This window comes from Bacillus sp. FSL W8-0848 (assembly GCF_038007805.1).
Taxonomy (GTDB): domain Bacteria; phylum Bacillota; class Bacilli; order Bacillales; family Bacillaceae; genus Bacillus; species Bacillus glycinifermentans.
The window spans coordinates 1,191,398-1,208,626 of record NZ_JBBOYB010000001.1; the positions used below are offsets into that span (position 1 = coordinate 1,191,398).

At 46.7% G+C, this 17,229-nt stretch carries 20 protein-coding genes; 18 read left to right on the forward strand and 2 right to left on the reverse strand.

The genetic code is table 11. The annotated features are described in order from the left end of the window. The first annotated feature begins 115 nt into the window (after nt 1-115). From NSQ39_RS06365 to rok, 9 genes are all read left to right on the forward strand, one after another. Nucleotides 116-592: a flavodoxin gene (locus NSQ39_RS06365; protein ID WP_216899468.1), complete on the forward strand. Its 477-nt coding sequence runs from the start codon at nt 116-118 to the stop codon at nt 590-592. Continuing rightward, nucleotides 582-1,475 (forward strand): WD40/YVTN/BNR-like repeat-containing protein, encoded by an 894-nt coding sequence (locus NSQ39_RS06370; protein WP_216899466.1) that lies wholly within the window; start codon nt 582-584, stop codon nt 1,473-1,475. Before NSQ39_RS06365 ends, NSQ39_RS06370 begins: the two co-directional genes overlap by 11 nt. A gap of 19 nt (nt 1,476-1,494) precedes the next feature. Further along, nucleotides 1,495-1,947: a flavodoxin gene (locus NSQ39_RS06375; RefSeq protein ID WP_048353045.1), complete on the forward strand. Its 453-nt coding sequence runs from the start codon at nt 1,495-1,497 to the stop codon at nt 1,945-1,947. Between the two features lie 108 nt (nt 1,948-2,055). Further along, nucleotides 2,056-2,766, forward strand: coding sequence for a 2,3,4,5-tetrahydropyridine-2,6-dicarboxylate N-acetyltransferase (dapD, locus tag NSQ39_RS06380; RefSeq protein WP_048406117.1), 711 nt, complete (start codon nt 2,056-2,058; stop codon nt 2,764-2,766). 69 nt (nt 2,767-2,835) lie between these two features. After that, complete coding sequence (locus tag NSQ39_RS06385; protein WP_175076970.1) at nt 2,836-3,960, forward strand: N-acetyldiaminopimelate deacetylase; 1,125 nt, start codon at nt 2,836-2,838, stop codon at nt 3,958-3,960. A 64-nt stretch (nt 3,961-4,024) separates the two neighbouring features. Beyond that, nucleotides 4,025-4,270 (forward strand): YkuS family protein, encoded by a 246-nt coding sequence (locus tag NSQ39_RS06390; protein WP_046132267.1) that lies wholly within the window; start codon nt 4,025-4,027, stop codon nt 4,268-4,270. A 225-nt stretch (nt 4,271-4,495) separates the two neighbouring features. Continuing rightward, nucleotides 4,496-5,038, forward strand: coding sequence for a biofilm-specific peroxidase AhpA (gene ahpA, locus NSQ39_RS06395; protein WP_175076971.1), 543 nt, complete (start codon nt 4,496-4,498; stop codon nt 5,036-5,038). An 87-nt stretch (nt 5,039-5,125) separates the two neighbouring features. Beyond that, nucleotides 5,126-5,584 carry a TlpA family protein disulfide reductase gene (locus NSQ39_RS06400; RefSeq protein ID WP_175076972.1) on the forward strand — a complete coding sequence of 153 codons (459 nt, stop codon included), beginning with the start codon at nt 5,126-5,128 and terminating at the stop codon, nt 5,582-5,584. Nucleotides 5,585-6,130: 546 nt separating this feature from the next. After that, complete coding sequence (gene rok / locus NSQ39_RS06405) at nt 6,131-6,718, forward strand: transcriptional regulator Rok (RefSeq protein WP_046132264.1); 588 nt, start codon at nt 6,131-6,133, stop codon at nt 6,716-6,718. Nucleotides 6,719-6,852: 134 nt separating this feature from the next. On the opposite strand, the gene NSQ39_RS06410 is transcribed toward rok, so the two are convergent. Beyond that, on the reverse strand, nt 6,853-7,812 hold the full coding sequence (locus tag NSQ39_RS06410; protein WP_216899464.1) for a sporulation protein: 960 nt from the start codon (nt 7,810-7,812) through the stop codon (nt 6,853-6,855). Nucleotides 7,813-7,963: 151 nt separating this feature from the next. On the opposite strand from NSQ39_RS06410, the gene NSQ39_RS06415 reads away from it, so the two are divergent. The 6 genes from NSQ39_RS06415 to moaD all read left to right on the forward strand — a co-directional run bounded on the left by NSQ39_RS06415 (nt 7,964) and on the right by moaD (nt 12,199). Continuing rightward, nucleotides 7,964-8,551: a molybdenum cofactor guanylyltransferase gene (locus NSQ39_RS06415; protein ID WP_046132262.1), complete on the forward strand. Its 588-nt coding sequence runs from the start codon at nt 7,964-7,966 to the stop codon at nt 8,549-8,551. A gap of 118 nt (nt 8,552-8,669) precedes the next feature. Continuing rightward, entirely contained in the window at nt 8,670-9,683 is a 1,014-nt protein-coding gene (locus NSQ39_RS06420) for a MoeB/ThiF family adenylyltransferase (protein ID WP_046132261.1), read from the forward strand. Nucleotides 9,684-9,701: 18 nt separating this feature from the next. Then, nucleotides 9,702-10,994: a molybdopterin molybdotransferase MoeA gene (locus NSQ39_RS06425; protein WP_175076974.1), complete on the forward strand. Its 1,293-nt coding sequence runs from the start codon at nt 9,702-9,704 to the stop codon at nt 10,992-10,994. Beyond that, on the forward strand, nt 10,961-11,497 hold the full coding sequence (gene mobB / locus NSQ39_RS06430) for a molybdopterin-guanine dinucleotide biosynthesis protein B (RefSeq protein WP_175076975.1): 537 nt from the start codon (nt 10,961-10,963) through the stop codon (nt 11,495-11,497). Before NSQ39_RS06425 ends, mobB begins: the two co-directional genes overlap by 34 nt. Further along, entirely contained in the window at nt 11,476-11,973 is a 498-nt protein-coding gene (locus tag NSQ39_RS06435) for a molybdenum cofactor biosynthesis protein MoaE (RefSeq protein WP_175076976.1), read from the forward strand. Before mobB ends, NSQ39_RS06435 begins: the two co-directional genes overlap by 22 nt. Then, a complete protein-coding gene (gene moaD / locus NSQ39_RS06440; RefSeq protein ID WP_046132257.1) occupies nt 11,966-12,199 on the forward strand; it encodes a molybdopterin converting factor subunit 1 in 234 nt (77 codons plus the stop codon). Before NSQ39_RS06435 ends, moaD begins: the two co-directional genes overlap by 8 nt. 32 nt (nt 12,200-12,231) lie before the next feature. Here moaD and NSQ39_RS06445 read toward each other — a convergent pair whose 3' ends face one another. Further along, a complete protein-coding gene (locus tag NSQ39_RS06445) occupies nt 12,232-12,612 on the reverse strand; it encodes a Rok-like winged helix domain-containing protein (RefSeq protein WP_046132256.1) in 381 nt (126 codons plus the stop codon). Nucleotides 12,613-12,875: 263 nt separating this feature from the next. Between NSQ39_RS06445 and NSQ39_RS06450 the strand changes: the two genes are divergently transcribed. The 3 genes from NSQ39_RS06450 (at nt 12,876) to NSQ39_RS06460 (ending at nt 17,229) form a co-directional block, all read left to right on the forward strand. Further along, nucleotides 12,876-14,633, forward strand: a complete 1,758-nt coding sequence (locus NSQ39_RS06450; protein WP_046132255.1) for an ABC transporter ATP-binding protein — start codon at nt 12,876-12,878, stop codon at nt 14,631-14,633. A gap of 42 nt (nt 14,634-14,675) precedes the next feature. Next, nucleotides 14,676-16,463: an ABC transporter ATP-binding protein gene (locus tag NSQ39_RS06455; RefSeq protein ID WP_175076998.1), complete on the forward strand. Its 1,788-nt coding sequence runs from the start codon at nt 14,676-14,678 to the stop codon at nt 16,461-16,463. Between the two features lie 85 nt (nt 16,464-16,548). Continuing rightward, nucleotides 16,549-17,229 carry a Yip1 family protein gene (locus NSQ39_RS06460; protein WP_046132253.1) on the forward strand — a complete coding sequence of 227 codons (681 nt, stop codon included), beginning with the start codon at nt 16,549-16,551 and terminating at the stop codon, nt 17,227-17,229.

The following is a 17,229-nucleotide window of genomic DNA, read 5'->3' on the forward strand; positions in this document are numbered from 1 at the left end:
AGTTTTCCGACAGGGAGCTGTCTTTTTTTATGTTTTGTTGACATTGATAATCATTATCATTTAAAGTTATCTATATAATAATGAAAATCATTATCAATTACGTGGGGTGATTCAGTTGGCGAAAGCGCTGATTGCGTTTGCCAGCATGTCTGGCAATACCGAAGATATCGCATCGATTATAAAAGATACGTTGATGGAGCATTCCGTTGACGTCACATATTTAGAGATGGACGACGCAGACATCGATCTGCTGCCTGAATATGACTACATATTGATCGGCACATATACATGGGGCGACGGGGATCTTCCCTATGAAGCGGAACCGTTTTTTGAAGACGTCTCCTCGCTCGTTTTAAAAGGGAAAAAAGCGGCATGCTTCGGTTCGGGGGATTATGCGTATCCGCGGTTCTGCGAGGCGGTAAACACGTTTTGCGGCATGCTGGAAAAGACGGGAGCCGACCTTTTTCCCGAAACGCTCAAAATCGAACTGGCGCCGGAAACGGACGAGGATATCGAGTGCTGCAAAGAATTTGCGCTAAGCTTTCTCAGATGGGCGAAACACGAGAGAGGGTTAGAGTCCCATGTTTCATAAAGGAGCAACAGCGGTCGCCGCTTCAAGGCGCTCGGGTTATTTTGTAGCCGTAAAGCGGGAAGGTATCTTTCATTATTCGTGTGAACAAGGCTGGAAAAAGCTTTTTCAGCTAAAAAGTAAAATTTGTTCGATCGCATACGTCGGCCGCTATGTTTTCGGAGCGGGAGAATCGGGGGTCATCATCAGGTCGGCTGATGAAGGCGAAACGTGGACGATGTCGAGCTTCCCGACAAATGCGACGATATGGTCCATCACAGGCAGGAGCGACGGATTCGTATGTGCACACGGAAAGCATTGCATCTACACGTCAGATGATTTCGGCGCATCCTGGAATATCATCAAGCCGTTTTCGGATTTGTCCGATCCGCCCGTCATCAGATCGCTGTGCATTCACGGGAACCGCTTGTACATCGGGACGCAGATTCATCATGAAAACGGCGGAATATGGTGTTGCGATTTGGAAAAAGGGACCGTTTATATGGTGAAAAAAGAAGCGGACCGCATGACGGCCTCCATGATTATTTTTGGCGGGGAATGGCTCGTTTGCGCGATGGGGTCAAAAAAAGGGAAACGCGGCGCTGTCGAAATTCTGAACATCCATACAAACGCGGAACAACAGATCTGTGCCGATATCGTCGAAAAAGAAGAATCCTTTCTCGATGTATCAGAGGACAACGGCGTCATTTATGTGACATCCGCTCAGGATCATAACAAATTGTCGAGAATCTATCAGCTCGATTTCTTTGAGCGGGAGCTGAAATGGTTCGACACGATCAAAGGTCACGGTTTCAGAGTGGCCAATCAAAAGGAGCATTTCTTTTGCGCCGGCCTTTACGAATGTAAATGTGTCAATCCTTTTGAACAGTCTGTAATCGCACACTAATATATCTGGAGGAATCAGAATGGGAAACGTTTTGCTAGTTTATGCCAGCATGTCGGGAAACACCGAAGCGATGGCGGATTTGATTGAAAAAGGCCTTTTGGAGGGCGGAGCCGAAGTTGACCGCCATGAAGCGATGGATATTGATGCATCGCTGTTCAACGATTACCGCCATATTGTTTTAGGCGCATACACATGGGGAGACGGAGACCTTCCCGACGAATTTTTGGACCTTTATGAGGAAATGGAAGACCTTGATTTCAGCGGCCGGACATTTGCTGTTTTCGGTTCGGGCGACACATCCTATGAGCATTTTTGCGGCGCCGTCGACATTCTTGAGAAAAAAATCGCAGAGCTCGGGGGAGAGATCGCACTCCCATCCGTCAAAATCGAAATGAATCCGGAAGGCGAGGAAGAAGCGATGCTGCTCGAATTCGGCAGGGCTTTTGCAGGGAAGGCGGGGGTGAAACAATAGCGTCCGCTGCCGTTACAGCCGATTTTTCGACAGGCTCCTTTTTTTCTTGTCTTTAAATCTTACCTTTGATACAGTAATGGGGTAGACAAGAGAAGGAGGACGTACATAATGAAAATGATGGATGCAAATGAAATTATTTCATTTATTCAAAATAGTAAGAAATCAACGCCTGTAAAAGTGTATGTAAAAGGCGATCTTGAAGGAATCGATTTCGGCGCTTCGGCACAGCCTTTTATTACAGGAAACACCGGTGTTGTATTTGGAGAATGGGATGAAATCAAAGCGGCGCTTGAAGCGAACAAAAGCAAAATCGCAGACTATGTCGTCGAAAACGACCGCCGCAATTCCGCGATTCCGACGCTTGATTTGAAAAACATCAAAGCGCGCATCGAACCGGGTGCCATCATCCGCGATCAAGTGGAAATCGGCGATAATGCCGTTATCATGATGGGAGCTTCCATCAACATCGGCTCTGTCATCGGAGAGGGAACGATGATCGACATGAACGCCGTGCTCGGAGGACGCGCAACGGTCGGAAAAAATTGCCACATCGGAGCGGGAGCTGTGCTTGCCGGCGTTATCGAGCCGCCTTCAGCAAAGCCTGTCGTCATTGAAGACGATGTCGTCATCGGCGCCAACGCCGTCGTTTTAGAAGGCGTAACGGTCGGAAAAGGAGCGGTCGTAGCCGCTGGAGCCATCGTAATCGAAGATGTCGCGCCTTACACGGTAGTCGCGGGAACGCCTGCGAAAAAAATCAAAGACATCGACGAAAAAACGAAAGGCAAAACGGAAATTAAACAGGAATTGCGTCAGCTGTAAGAAGCGGCATCAAAGCGTGCGTGGATGTAACAATCCACGCCTTTTCGTATAGGCGGGAGGTTAAAAAAGATGAACTTGGAGCAATTGACAGCCGTTCGAAGGGATCTGCACCAAATTCCCGAGCTCGGATTCCAGGAATATAAAACTCAGGGCTACATTCTCGACCATTTGCAAAAGCATCCCGAGAACAGGCTTGAGATCGAAAAGTGGAGGACGGGGGTGTTTGTTAAAGTGAAGGGTACGGCACCCGAGAAGATTTTGGCTTACAGAGCCGATATGGACGGGCTTTCGATCCGCGAAGAAACAGGCTATTCCTTTTCTTCCGTCCATCAGGACAGGATGCACGCATGCGGCCACGATTTTCATATGACGATCGCGCTAGGGCTAATCGATCATTTCGTGCATCATCCCGTCAAGCAGGATCTTCTGTTTTTGTTCCAGCCGGCGGAAGAAGGACCGGGGGGAGCCGAACCGATGCTTGAGAGCGGCGTTTTCAAAAAATGGGAGCCGAGCATGATCACCGCGCTGCACATCGCACCAGAGCTTCCGGTCGGCACGATTTCGACAAAAAGCGGACTCCTTTTTGCCAATACGTCGGAGCTTGTCATTGAGCTTGAAGGAAAAGGCGGACATGCGGCATATCCGCACCTTGCCGAAGACATGGTAGTGGCGGCAAGCTCACTGGTCACCCAGATGCAGTCGATCGTGGCGAGAAACGTCGATCCCCTCGACAGCGCGGTCATTACGATCGGCACAATCAAGGGAGGATCTGCTCAAAACATCATCGCCCAGGAAGCGAAGCTTGAAGGCACCATCAGGACGCTGTCGCCTTCATCGATGGAGCGGGTGAAGGCAAGAATCGAAGCGATGGTCCAAGGCTTGGAGACGGCTTATCATTGCAGAGGAAAGGTCAGCTATCCGGCGGCGTATCATCAGGTTTACAATTCCGGCGACTTAGTCGAAGAATTTATGCGTTTTGTAGCCGAAAAAGGGCTTGCCAAAGTCGTCCGTGCAAAAGAAGCGATGACGGGAGAAGACTTTGGCTACATGCTGAAAAAATATCCCGGATTTATGTTCTGGCTCGGCGTCGATTCTCCGTACGGACTTCATCATGCGAAGCTTACGCCGAAAGAAGAAGCGCTCGAAACGGCGGTCCGCGTCATGACAGCGTATTTTTCCGAGCAGGCCGATTAAATCCTGACAGGCCGGTATAAAATCGCGGCGAAGGTGGCATCTTATATGGTGGAGGTGTTTCTTCATGTCGAAAAAAATCGGAATTGAACAATCTCTATCAGATGTCGAGGCCGCATTAAAGGAAAAAGGATATGAGGTTGTACTAATGAAAACGGAAGATGATGCAAGGGGCTGTGACTGCTGTGTTGTAACGGGCCTGGATTCCGATATGCTCGGAATTTCAGACACGATGACCGGAGCTTCTGTCATTCAGGCATCAGGCTTAACCGCAGATGAAATCTGTGAGCAGGTTGACCGGAAGTTTCATTAATAGACGTTAAAACCGAAGTGTCATGCTTCGGTTTTAGCTTGTTTTTGCAGATGGGGAAGCCTGTGGTGCTAATTTAAATTCATTATCAATTAAAATTGACTAAAAAAACGGTTGACGCTATAATTGATTATGTGATGTTATTAACTAAATGAGAATGTATCATTTGCATTCTCATTTTGGATATGGGTAGCAGAACCCAAAAATATCATTGGAGGGATACATAAAATGGCAGAACGCATGGTAGGTAAACAGGCGCCCCGCTTTGAAATGGAAGCAGTGCTTCCTAACAAGGAATTCGGAAAAGTAAGCCTTGAGGAAAACATGAAAAACGACAAATGGACTGTCCTTTTCTTCTATCCAATGGACTTTACTTTCGTATGTCCGACGGAAATTACAGCAATGTCCGACCGCTATGACGAGTTCGAAGATCTTGATGCAGAAGTGATCGGTGTATCAACTGACACGATCCACACTCACCTTGCCTGGATCAACACAGACCGCAAAGACAACGGACTTGGACAGCTGAAATATCCGCTTGCAGCTGACACAAACCACGAAGTTTCCCGCGAGTACGGCGTGCTCATTGAGGAAGAAGGTGTTGCTCTTCGCGGACTGTTCATCATCAACCCTGAAGGTGAAGTGCAGTATCAAACTGTTTTCCATAACAACATCGGCCGCGATGTTGACGAAACATTGCGCGTTCTTCAAGCGCTGCAAACAGGCGGACTTTGCCCTGCAAACTGGAAACCTGGTCAAAAAACACTTTAATGCCGTCTCCCAGTATGGAATCGGATTGGAAAGGTCTAACATTTGTTAGGCCTTTTTCATCGAACAAATGAAAATGGAGGAAAAAACATGAAATTACGTCAGCCTATGCCGGAGCTTACTGGCGCAACAGAATGGTTAAACGGGGAAGTGTCAAAAGAGGAGCTGATCGGCGAAAAGCCGACGCTGATTCACTTCTGGTCAATCAGCTGCCATTTATGCAAAGAAGCGATGCCGCAGGTCAACGAATTCCGCGACCGCTACAGCGACAAATTAAACGTAGTGGCCGTGCATATGCCGCGTTCTGAAGATGACCTTGATATCAATAAAATTAAAGAAGTGGCCGCTGAACACGATATTACACAGCCGATATTTGTCGACAGCGAACATAAATTAACGGATGCGTTTGAAAATGAATATGTGCCGGCCTATTATGTGTTTGACAAAACAGGCCAGCTTCGCCATTTCCAGGCAGGAGGCAGCGGAATGAAGATGCTCGAAAAACGCGTGAACCGCGTTCTTGCCGAATCAGAGCAGTCTGCTGAATAAAAATAAAAAGCCCCGTTTTTTGGGGTTTTTTATTTATCCGGGTGCTTCCGAAAAAAATTTTTTAAAAAAATTCCGCATTCAGCCTCTCTTATCAAATGAATCATTAGACTCTTTCGGTTCATTTTGATGAGTCTAATTACCTGTTTTTGATGAAGTGTTATATTGCCCGTCCCCTGTTCATTCATGTATGCCATTTCGACACCAAGTGTCAACCAATTTAGAATATTCTGGATTTATAAGCCCTATAGATCACTGTTTTCTCACACTTTCCAGTCCGTGCGGATCGGTATATTCAGTTGCTTAATTATGTTCATCTCAAAAGTAATTTTCTAGGTTTCTTCATTATTTACCATATTTCGACAAGAGGGATGAGATAGGCCGATGTACTGCAAAAAACCCCATGGATTCAGCCTTCACAGAAATTTAGTTCTATTTTCTTAACGGGAAGCAACAGTAGAAAAACAAAAAAATAATTGATAAAATTAGTTTGGTAATCTAATATTTTTATTAGAGGGTTATTTATTCTGATAGGAGGGTAAAAACGGTATGTTTAACGAGAGGGAAGCATTGCGTTTACGATTGGAGCAGCTAAATGAAGCTGAGGTTAAGGTCATTAGGGAGTATCAAATTGAGCGTGACAATATATATGCAAAGCTGCGTGAATTGGATCGCCCATCCAGCTTTAATAACGATACAAAAAAAGATTTTCGCACAGAGCGAAAAACCGAATCGCTCCCTGTTTTAGCTGAATTAGCTGCACAGGAGATGAAAAGCTATCAACAGCAGCAACAGATGCAGACATCTCAAAAAACTCAGCAGCAGACTTCTCCGCAAGCCTCCGCACTGCCTGCCGGAATTCCAGACGGTACAACGCGGCGCAGAAGGGGGACGGCACGTCCGGGTTCAAAAGCTGCAAAACTGCGTGAAGCGGCGATTAAAACGTTGAAGCGTCACAATGCGGCAATCAAAAGCTCCGAACTTCAAAAAGAAATTGAAAAAGAAAGCGGGCTTGAAATTCCGAATATGACAACCTTCATGCAAAGTCTCATTAAAATGTATCCGGAAGTCAAAAAACCATACCGCGGTCAATATATATTAGAGGGAGACATATCTACCGAAACAGAAAAACAATAGTTTTATCCTTAATTTTTCAGATAGCGCTTGCATTGATAAGGATAAGGAGAGCGGCTTAACAGGCCGCCGTGTTCTTAAAACTGCTTGAGTCTATTCTCAAGCAGTTTTATCCATTTATCCCCTTAAAGTTTTGTTCAGTTTAAAGGTTTTGTTTCTTTATCCTTAAGTTTTATTTTATAGACCCACTTTTGAGAAGGGGTCTCTTCTTTATACTGTTTTTTCCATTCTTCAATTTTATGTTCCATGATGCCGTCGTTTTTCTGAATGGCGCTCAGCTGCTTTTGCAGAACATCGACTTGTTCTGTCACGGATTGAAGAACCGCTTCAACCTGTTCTGAACGCTCAAACAATGCGCTGTCCTGCTGTGCTTCCTTCTTCGTCTGACGATGATATGCGTCAATATCGGCAAAATGAGAAGCAATCCACTTGTCGCTTTCATCAAGCTGCCTTTTGTAAGAAACGATCGTTTCGTAAAACAGCGTTTCCTTCGTTTTTTCCGCTTCTGCAATCCGATTTTTCATATCGATCATCCGCTCTTTTAATACACTTACGTCAGCTTCGATTTGCTTGAGCTGAAAACTTTTGGCTTGAAGATCGTCTTTCAGGAGGGCATTTTCCTTCGCCAGTTTTCCGAGTTCTTCTTCCTTTTGAAGCCTCATCTTTTTTTCTGTTTCTGCATGATGCTTTTCGGCTTTGAATTGCCGATAGAGACTTTTGTTTTCTTCCGCGGCTTTGACATTTATTAAATGAAGGCGGTGCTTTTCTTCTATTTCCTGCTTTCTCTTCAATGTTTCATTTTGAAGAAGCGCCTGCAGCGTCACGATTTTTTCGAGCAGTCCGCTTTTGATGCTGTTCAGCTCTTCATCCGCTCCGTCCTGCTTGTTTGCCAAAACCCGCTGTAATTCCAGTGTCAGCTGCTCAATCTCCTGTTTCATCGCGTTGTTTTCTTTATTAAGCTTTCGGTTCTTTTGATGAAAATAGCTCGCTTCAAGCTCATGAATCAGCTGATGGCATCTGGCGACCTCCGCCTTTAAAAAAAGATTTTCCTGTGACAGATCATGGAAGAAAGGCAGCGAACCTGATGGTTTTTTCATGGTGACCCAGCCTCCTAAAGAAGTTACAACTACAATATGCAAAATTTGAACGGCTCATGCTTTCGAAAATGTCTTTTACAGACTTGTTCCTTTTTCGTATGTTTTGCTATGATTTTCACTGAAACGTCTATCTGAACGAAGGAGGGAAGCGATGAAGCCCGTTCATGTCATATTGGCAGGAGGATTATCGAGCCGTTTTGGGGAACCGAAAGCATTTGCCTTATGGAAGAACAAACCCCTCTATCAGTGGTGCAAACAAGCTCTCGGGGGGGAAGCGCTCATATTGAGCCGTCCGGAGCTTACCGAGCGTTTTAAAGCCCGCGGAGAAACGGCGGTTCTTGAAGATGCCGAGCCGTTCAAAGGGAAAGGGCCTTTGGCCGGTATATATACGGCCATGGCGTATGAAGAAGGGGATATTTATACCGTTTTAGCCTGTGACACGCCACTTATCCGGAAAGAGACTGTAGCCGCTTTGAAGCAGCTGATCGCTACAGGAAGAGATGCGGTTGTGCCTGTCGCCGGAGGAAGAGCGCAGCCGCTTGCAGCAGTCTATCATAAAAGAGTCAAACAAACTATCTATGAACAGCTTTGTCGCGATCAGCTGAAAATCAGCGATTTCCTCTCGCAGATTTGTGTAGAGTACGTTGAAGCAGGCGAAATCGGGGCAAAGGAAGACGAATTTACAAATGTCAATAAAAAGTCAGATTTAGAAAGAATAGAAGCGTTTCGCTTTGAATGAACCGCTTTTATCAAAGCTTTCAAGAAGCCACCGGGCGGTCAAACGGTAAAATAGAAAGAGATTTTTACAGCGGAAAAGTGATATGATACTAAAAAAGACAGCAAAGGAGATTCCCCTGATGGATGAACGGTATTCAAGACAAATCAGATATCAAAACATCGGACAGGCAGGGCAGGACAGAATCAATAAAAGTCATGTTTTGATAGTCGGCGCCGGAGCGCTCGGCACGTCTGCCGCAGAAGGGCTGGTGCGCGCAGGCGTCGGTGATTTGTCCATCATTGACCGCGATTACGTGGAATGGAGCAATCTGCAAAGGCAGCAGCTCTATACGGAAAAAGACGCGGAAAACCGCTTGCCGAAGGCGATCGCTGCCAAAAACCGCCTGGCGCAAATAAATCGAGATGTCAACTTGCATACATATGTTGCAGAAGGCAACGCCGAAACGCTGAAGCCTCTCATTGAAGAGGCAGATGCCGTCATTGATGCGACGGACAATTTTGAGACGCGCATGATCATCAATGACCTCGCACAACAGACGGGCACTCCCTGGGTATACGGCGCTTGCGTCAGCAGCCAGGGGATGTACATGACAATCGTTCCCGGGCGTACGCCCTGTCTCGCCTGTCTGTTTGAAGAAATTCCGGTCGGCGGGGCTACATGCGATACATCGGGAATCATTTCGCCTGCCGTACAAATGGTCTCGGCTTATCAGCAGGCTGAAATATTAAAGGTCTTGACCGGTAGGGAAGAAGCGCTTCAAACCGCTTTTGTGACCTTTGATTTATGGATGAACACCCATTTTGAGATGCGGATCAGCAGGAATGGCGAATGCCCGTCATGCGGTCATGCGCCGGTTTATCCCCACCTTTCGGATAGAAGCCTAAAGAAAGCGGACGTGCTGTGCGGAAGGGAAACGGTCCAGATCCGCAGCGAAGCGCTAAAACGCCTCCCGAAAGAGGAGCTCGCCGAAAAGCTCGCCGCAATCGGGAAAGTTGACATAAATGAGTATCTGCTTCATGTCGCATATGAAGCGTTCAGAATCGTCATTTTTAATGACGGGAGGGCGCTTGTTCACGGAACGAACGATATCAAGGAAGCCAATTCAGTATTAGCCAGACTGATCGGAATGTAACAACAGGAGGTTTTTTGAATGATCGAAAAAAGAACGCCCATTCCAGTTTATGAAGCCACAGCGCTCGTGTCGCAGCACCATAAACACGGAGAAATAGAATGGGTTCATCTTGAAGAAAGTCTGAACAGATATTTGGCGGAGGATGTAACGGCTGATCACGATGTACCGGCATTTGACCGTTCACCATATGACGGCTTCGCAGTCAGGGCGTCCGATACGGCCGGCGCCTCCCGGGAACAACCGGTGCGATTCGAAGTCATTGATCACATCGGTGCGGGTGCTGTTTCCGAAAAAACACTCGGGCCCTTTCAAGCGGTCAGGATCATGACAGGAGCACAAATACCTGAAGGCGCTGATGCGGTAGTCATGCTGGAGCTTGCGAAAACCTGCAGCGAGGGCGAAAAACAGTATATGGAGCTGAAGCGATCTTTTCAGCCTGGAGACAATATTTCAAAAAAAGGTGAAGACGCTGAAAAAGGCTCGGTCCTCTTAGTGAAAGGAACGAGAATAACATCCGGAGTGATCGCTCTGCTTGCGACTTTCGGCTATGCATTGGTACCGGTCGTGAAAAAGCCGGTCATCGGTGTCATCGCCACCGGGACAGAGCTGCTGAATGTCAGCGATCCCCTCGTTCCCGGGAAAATCCGCAACAGCAATGCAAGCATGGTAATGGCACAAGTCAAAGAAGCGGGAGGCATTCCCCTATATTTAGGGAAAATTTCGGATGACTTCGAGGAGAGCTTTGACGCCGTAAAAAAAGCGCTTGAAAAAGTTGACTTTCTCATTACAACCGGAGGAGTTTCCGTCGGGGATTTTGACTTTTTGCCAGCCATTTATGAGAAGCTCGGCGCAGAAGTGTTATTTAATAAAATCGCGATGCGTCCGGGAAGCGTGACGACTGTTGCTCATTTGCACGGAAAGCTGTTATTCGGGCTTTCAGGAAATCCGTCTGCTTGCTTTGTCGGATTTGAACTGTTTGTAAAGCCTTCCGTCAGAACCTGGCTTCTCGATCAAAAGCCGTATGCCTTATGCGCTGAAGCCGTTTTAACCAGGGATTTTCCGAAGCCGAATCCGTTTACCCGCTTTGTGCGTTCTTTTGTTTCGGTCAAAGACGGAATGCTCCAGGCAGAGCCTGTCGGCTTGGATAAATCGAGTGCGGTCACCTCGCTGGCGGATGCAAATGCCCTCGTCGTCCTGCCGGGAGGTACGAGGGGCTATGAAGCCGGAAGGCGTGTACATGTTCTTTTATATCGGGATGAGAACGGAAGTGAGCAGCTGTGGCCGGAAATGTTCCAATCCTCCAGATCGTAGGCTACCAAAACAGCGGCAAGACGACCATTATCGAACGGCTCACGGAAAGGCTGGAGCGGCTCGGCGTAAAGGCCGCATGCCTGAAGCATCACGGACATGGGGGAGAGCCCGACTCCTTTTCGGAAGGAAAGGACAGCGACCGTTATTTGCGTTCGGGAGCAGCGGTTTCCGGAGTTGAAGGGGCAGGTGTTTTTCAGCTGACAGCACGCGGAAGCTGGACGCTTGACAAGCTGATTTCCGTCTACCGTCTGCTGTCAATTGACTGCCTCTTAATCGAAGGTTTTAAAGGAGCGCCTTATCCAAAGATCGTGATGGCCAGACATGAAGGGGACCATCAATTGATCGAACAATTGGAAGGGGTCCGCGCTGTTATTTATCAGCGCGGCGAACCGCCTGCACCAAGGCCGGACGTACAATCCTTCCATATCGAAGACCCGGCTGCCATATCATTCATATTACACCATTTAAAGGAGGAAGGCGTTTGTCTGAACGATTTATCATAACAGCAAAGCCGATCGTGATCGAAGATGTCGTAAAAAAAGTCGAAAAAAGGGAAGCGGGTGCGATTACGACGTTTATCGGCACTGTGAGGGAATGGACAAATGGAAAAAAAACACTTTATCTTGAATATGAAGCATACGTCCCGATGGCGGTTAAAATGCTTTCTCAAATAGGGGAAGAAATCAGCGAAAAATGGCCGGGAGCGACTGCGGCGATTACCCACAGGATCGGCAGGCTGGACATATCCGAAGCCGCGGTCGTCATCGCCGTCTCTTCTCCTCACCGTAAAGCGGCATATGAAGCAAACGAATATGCGATTGAACGGATCAAGCAGATCGTTCCGATTTGGAAAAAAGAGCATTGGGAAAACGGGGAATCCTGGATCGGCGATCAGCTTGAAACGACAGCTTATCCGGATGGCAAACCAGACATCGAAGCGGCGGCTTCGGCAAAGAAAGAGGTGTTAAAACATGATTAAAATTCTCCTGTTTGCCGGCCTTGCGGAACAAGCCGGGACGCAGAGCATCATGATGGATGAAGAGAAAACGACAACAGACCGCATCAAGGCATATTTAAAAGAAACATACCAGCTTCAGGGAATCGAACGGGCGATGATCGCCGTCAATGAAGAGTACAAGAGGGGAGAGAGCGACGTAATGTCAGGTGACACAGTCGCTTTTATTCCGCCGGTAAGCGGCGGGTGAAGAAACTGGCGCGGCAACCGGTTATGCATAAGCTATAACCGGTTGCCGTTTTTATCGGACGAATTCCCAAGGTAAAGAAAACAGCCGCGCCGTTCTTTCGAAATGTTCGGTTCTAATTTTTGAATCAGCTCATAAAGCTCACTAATGCGGTGAACGTTAAAATTGGTCCGTTCTTTCAGCTTCATTTTAAGCTCTTTCGTCGTCACGATTTTTCCTTTCTGCTGCTTAATAATTTCCACGCAATGTGCTGCATAATACTCTTTATTGGAACGTCTATGTCGATGGATTTCCCTGTCAAGCTCACCGAGCCTTGCATAGATTCCTTCTCGTTCTTTTCTGAAGTCTTTCCAGATTTTTTGTTCCAATTCACCTAAGAGGAGAAGCCGATTTTTTAAAGCCTCTCGTTTCGACATTGCAATCAACTCCGTCATTTATTATTCGATAATATTTTCTACTATTTTACATCATTTTCCTCTATTCATCAAAAAATTTCCTTTCTCATTTTATAAAAACTTGGAAAAATATATTTTTAGATACTGAGGGGATTTCCAGCATAAGGGGTAAAATGTTTACATAAGTAGTCTGAATTTTATAAAATCGGTGGAAATTCATTTCGGAAACCGATATATTAGATGATGTGTTCCTGTTTACATGAATTGGAAAGGAGCTGATGCGAATGGAGTCGCTAAAAAAACTAAAAGCCTTTTATTGGCCTTATAAAAAATTGTTTGTATGGTCGCTGTTTTCGATGCTTTTGCTGACGGCGATCACCGTCGTCTATCCGATCATGCTTCAGATGACGATTGATGAAGTGATCCTGGGCGGCCGCTATGGCTTAGTGATTTGGATCAGCCTTGGCTTTATTGTCGTGATGGCGGTAAAGGGCGTTGCGACGTTTTTTCACCAATATCTCGGAGATATGTTCGGCATTCAATCAGTATACCGTTTGCGAAAAGAGCTGTATGCAAAGCTTCAGAGGCTGCCGTTTTCGTATTATGACAGCGCAAAAACGGGTGATTTGATGTCCCGTCTCACAGCAGATGTCGAAGGTATCAGATTCTTTTTATCGTTCGGTTTTTCAGAAGCCGTCAGATTTGTGCTGCTCGTGACGCTCAGCTTATCCGTCATGTTTTCCTATTCTGTCCCGCTTTCGCTTGTCACCATCGCCTCTTTGCCGTTTTTGGGAGCAGCAGTCTATCGGTTCGACAAAAAAGTACACCCCGCATTTCGAAATATCAGAAAATCCTTTGCCAGATTAAATACGAAAGTTCAGGAAAATATCAGCGGCATGAATACCGTCAAATCATTATCAAAAGAAGATTTTGAGATTCACAAATTCACCGATTCGAATGAACACTTTCGAACCAAAAGCTTGAATGCTTCATTGATCATGTCGAAATTCTTCCCTTTGATGGAGTTTATCGGAAATATTTGTCTCGTAGCGCTTCTCTCATTCGGCGGCTGGCTTGTCATTCAAAACAGCCTGCAGCCGGGGGAGCTCGTCGCTTTTTTCAGCCTTGTCAATTACATGATGTGGCCGATTATGAACCTCGGCTATGTGATCAACTTGTTTTCACAGGCGAAAGCATCGGGAGAGCGTTTGTTAGAGATTCTTGACGCCGATGAGGATATAACCGACCGCGCTCACCCGAAGGAAACCGGCCGGCTGAATGGTGATGTCGTGTTCAGCGGCGTGACCCTCCAATATTCGGAAGGAAACGCCGACGCTTTGCACGAGGTGTCTTTTCAGGCTCCGCGCGGAACGACGATTGGATTAATCGGGGGTACCGGCTCGGGTAAGAGCAGCATCGTACAGCTCTTAAGCCGTTTTTACGAGCCGACATCGGGAACGGTCACAATCGACGGAAAACCCCTTTCCCATTACTCATTAAAGATGCTCCGCTCCAACATCGGGATTGTGCCCCAGGAATCGTTTTTATTTTCGTCGACCATACGGGCGAACATTTCTTACGGCAGACCGGATGCATCGATGGATGACATCATCGAAAGCGCGAAAAGGGCCCAGGCCCATGATTTTATCATGGAGCTTCCGGATCGGTATGACACAATGCTTGGCGAAAGGGGGCTCGGGCTGTCGGGAGGGCAGAAACAGCGGATTGCGATAGCGAGAGCGATCTGTCTCGATCCGAGCATTCTGATTCTTGATGACTCGACAAGCGCCGTCGATATGGAGACGGAGCACCGGATTCAGCTTGCGCTCCGGGATGTAATGCGCGACCGGACGACGTTTATTATCGCCCATCGGATTTCATCCTTGAAGCATGCTGATGAAATACTCGTCCTTGATAAAGGCGTTGTCAAAGAAAGGGGAACGCATGAAGAACTATTAAGAAAAAACGGTTTGTACAAACGGATTTTCGATTTGCAGTATAAAGACCAAAATATTCTGAATGAACCGCATGTTGCGCGATAGGAGGTTTTGCCCTTGGAAAATCATGCGAAAAAACAAACGCTCATGAACCGGTTTTATTATTCCTCAGATCAGATCATTGAAAAGCCTTTTAACTGGTCGCAAATGTGGCGTTTGCTCAAATACTTAGCGCCATACCGCAATAACCTGCTTCCCTTGTCTTTTCTGACGGTGATGATCGCTGCCGCTGTCAGGCTGACGGTGCCGAGCTTGATCGGCGTCTATGCGCTTGACAAAGCGATCACAGGCAAGGACATGAACCTCTTATTGATCTTAATATGCGTCATCAGCCTGATGTACTTGATCAACTACGGAGCGAACGTCCTGAGAATCCGCTGGATGAACATGCTCGGGCAGCATGTCATTTACGATCTCAGGCAGCATTTGTTTACACATGTTCAGCGCCTTTCACACCGCTTTTTCGATGAACGTTCGGCAGGCTCCATTCTGGTCCGGATCATGAATGATATCAATTCCCTTCAGGAGCTGTTTACGAGCGGGGTCATCAATTTGCTGATGGATATCTTGCTTCTTCTTGGCATTATCGTCATTTTGTTTTCGCTCAGTCCCGAGCTGACGATTGCAATCATGATTACGCTGCCGGTCATGTTTTTTATCTCTACTAATCTGCGCAGAAAAATCAGGCGTTCATGGCAAAAAGTCCGCCTAAAGCAATCAAAGCTGAACTCCCATTTAAATGAAAGCATCCAAGGAATCCGTGTTACACAGGCTTTTACACAAGAAAAAGAAAACATGATGTATTTTGACGGCGTAAACGGCGAAAACCTTGAGTCCTGGCGGGAAGCGACGAAAAAAAATGCGACATTCCGCCCGCTCGTGGAAATGACGAATGCGGTCGGAACGGCGATTTTAATTTGGTACGGTTCAAGTCTCATCATAAATGAAACGATTACGATCGGCGTCTTTGTGTCTTTTGCCTTTTACCTCGGAATGTTCTGGGAGCCGATATCAAGGCTGGGGCAGGTGTACAACCAGCTTTTGATGGGGATGGCTTCATCCGAACGGATTTTTGAGTTTCTTGATGAAAAGCCGATTGTAGCTGATAAGGAAGATGCGGCCCAAATCAAGGAATTAAAAGGCGCCATATCGTTTGAAAGGGTCGAATTTTCATACGGCGGGAAACGAAAAGCGCTTCACAGCGTATCATTCGACATTCCGGCCGGAACGTCGCTGGCGCTTGTCGGGCACACGGGTTCAGGCAAGACGACGATCGCCAGCTTAATCAGCCGGTTTTACGACGCCACGGGGGGAACGGTGAAGGTGGACGGAATTCCGATAGCCGATATATCGCTGTCTGATCTACGTTCGCAAATCAGCGTCGTTCTTCAGGATACATTTATTTTCTCAGGAACGATCATGGAAAATATCCGGTTCGGCCGCCCAAACGCAACGGATGAAGAAGTCATCAAAGCGGCAAAAGCCGTCAGCGCCGACGCGTTCATTGCGGAGCTTCCGGACGGGTATGCCACAGAGGTGGAAGAACGCGGCAATATGCTGTCGGCGGGCGAAAGGCAGTTAATTTCATTTGCGAGAGCGCTTTTGGCAGATCCGCGCATTCTCATTCTTGATGAGGCGACGGCAAGCATTGATACAGAGACGGAAGTGAAAATTCAGGCGGCGTTGAAAACCCTGCTAAAAGGGAGGACGGCGGTTATGATCGCCCATAGGCTTTCCACGATAAGAGACGCCGATAAAATCATCGTGCTTGATCATGGCAAAAAAATGGAGGAAGGCAGCCATTCCGAATTGATGGAAAAAAAGGGAATTTACTACGAGCTTGTCAAAGCACAATATCATTTGCTGCAAGTATGACAGTTTCGTATTAACGGAAAAAATGAAACTTTTGGCTGGATGATTCGTACTCATATTCAGAAAAAACTATTGGAGGTATTGCGAAATGGAAGCGAATTTGGAAAAAAATCCGGTTAAAAGTCCCTCGATATTTGGAATTTTTACGAGCCCCGGCGAACAATTTGAAAGAATCAAAACAAAACCGGCAATATGGGGGCCGCTGCTTCTCGTACTCGTTTTAACCGTAGTTGGTGCAGTGTATACGGCTGTGGGCACTAATTATGACGCGATTTTTAAAGAGTCCGGATTAACGGGTGAGGAACTTGAAATTGTCAGACCACTTGCGGTGGGCGGAGCCATATTCGGCACAATATTTATACAAATCGCAACCGTTTTTATTGCTCCGCTTATTTATTGGCTCTGCGTCAAAATATCCGGCGGTACGACAACTTACCGGAACATGCTGTCTTTGAACCTTTTCATTATGTTTATTTCCTGCATCGGCTTACTGATCAACGGACTATTCTTATATTTTACCGACTCAACTTCACTGTACAATGTAACATCGCTTGCGAGCATCATTCCGGCTGAGCAGCCTCTTGCAAGTATTTTAAATCTCTTTGAAGTATTCTCGCTTTGGGGGTATGTTTTGCTGGCTGTCGGCCTTGAAAAAGTAGGGGGAATCTCCAAAAAATCAGCGTGGATCAGCGTAGCTGTCTTGTTTGGAATTCTTTTGTTATTCTCAGTCGCATCCGGATTTTTTGATGCAATGTCGGCGGGTGCATAG

What these genes read in the sequence shown, in the direction of transcription:
- NSQ39_RS06370 (WP_216899466.1), top strand. Translation starts at nt 582, where the DNA reads ATGTTTCATAAAGGAGCAACAGCGGTCGCCGCTTCAAGGCGCTCGGGT.
- NSQ39_RS06375 (WP_048353045.1), top strand. Translation starts at nt 1,495, where the DNA reads ATGGGAAACGTTTTGCTAGTTTATGCCAGCATGTCGGGAAACACCGAA.
- dapD (WP_048406117.1), top strand. Translation starts at nt 2,056, where the DNA reads ATGAAAATGATGGATGCAAATGAAATTATTTCATTTATTCAAAATAGT.
- NSQ39_RS06385 (WP_175076970.1), top strand. Translation starts at nt 2,836, where the DNA reads ATGAACTTGGAGCAATTGACAGCCGTTCGAAGGGATCTGCACCAAATT.
- NSQ39_RS06390 (WP_046132267.1), top strand. Translation starts at nt 4,025, where the DNA reads ATGTCGAAAAAAATCGGAATTGAACAATCTCTATCAGATGTCGAGGCC.
- ahpA (WP_175076971.1), top strand. Translation starts at nt 4,496, where the DNA reads ATGGCAGAACGCATGGTAGGTAAACAGGCGCCCCGCTTTGAAATGGAA.
- NSQ39_RS06400 (WP_175076972.1), top strand. Translation starts at nt 5,126, where the DNA reads ATGAAATTACGTCAGCCTATGCCGGAGCTTACTGGCGCAACAGAATGG.
- rok (WP_046132264.1), top strand. Translation starts at nt 6,131, where the DNA reads ATGTTTAACGAGAGGGAAGCATTGCGTTTACGATTGGAGCAGCTAAAT.
- NSQ39_RS06410 (WP_216899464.1), bottom strand. Translation starts at nt 7,812, where the DNA reads ATGAAAAAACCATCAGGTTCGCTGCCTTTCTTCCATGATCTGTCACAG.
- NSQ39_RS06415 (WP_046132262.1), top strand. Translation starts at nt 7,964, where the DNA reads ATGAAGCCCGTTCATGTCATATTGGCAGGAGGATTATCGAGCCGTTTT.
- NSQ39_RS06420 (WP_046132261.1), top strand. Translation starts at nt 8,670, where the DNA reads ATGGATGAACGGTATTCAAGACAAATCAGATATCAAAACATCGGACAG.
- NSQ39_RS06425 (WP_175076974.1), top strand. Translation starts at nt 9,702, where the DNA reads ATGATCGAAAAAAGAACGCCCATTCCAGTTTATGAAGCCACAGCGCTC.
- moaD (WP_046132257.1), top strand. Translation starts at nt 11,966, where the DNA reads ATGATTAAAATTCTCCTGTTTGCCGGCCTTGCGGAACAAGCCGGGACG.
- NSQ39_RS06445 (WP_046132256.1), bottom strand. Translation starts at nt 12,612, where the DNA reads ATGTCGAAACGAGAGGCTTTAAAAAATCGGCTTCTCCTCTTAGGTGAA.
- NSQ39_RS06450 (WP_046132255.1), top strand. Translation starts at nt 12,876, where the DNA reads ATGGAGTCGCTAAAAAAACTAAAAGCCTTTTATTGGCCTTATAAAAAA.
- NSQ39_RS06455 (WP_175076998.1), top strand. Translation starts at nt 14,676, where the DNA reads ATGAACCGGTTTTATTATTCCTCAGATCAGATCATTGAAAAGCCTTTT.
- NSQ39_RS06460 (WP_046132253.1), top strand. Translation starts at nt 16,549, where the DNA reads ATGGAAGCGAATTTGGAAAAAAATCCGGTTAAAAGTCCCTCGATATTT.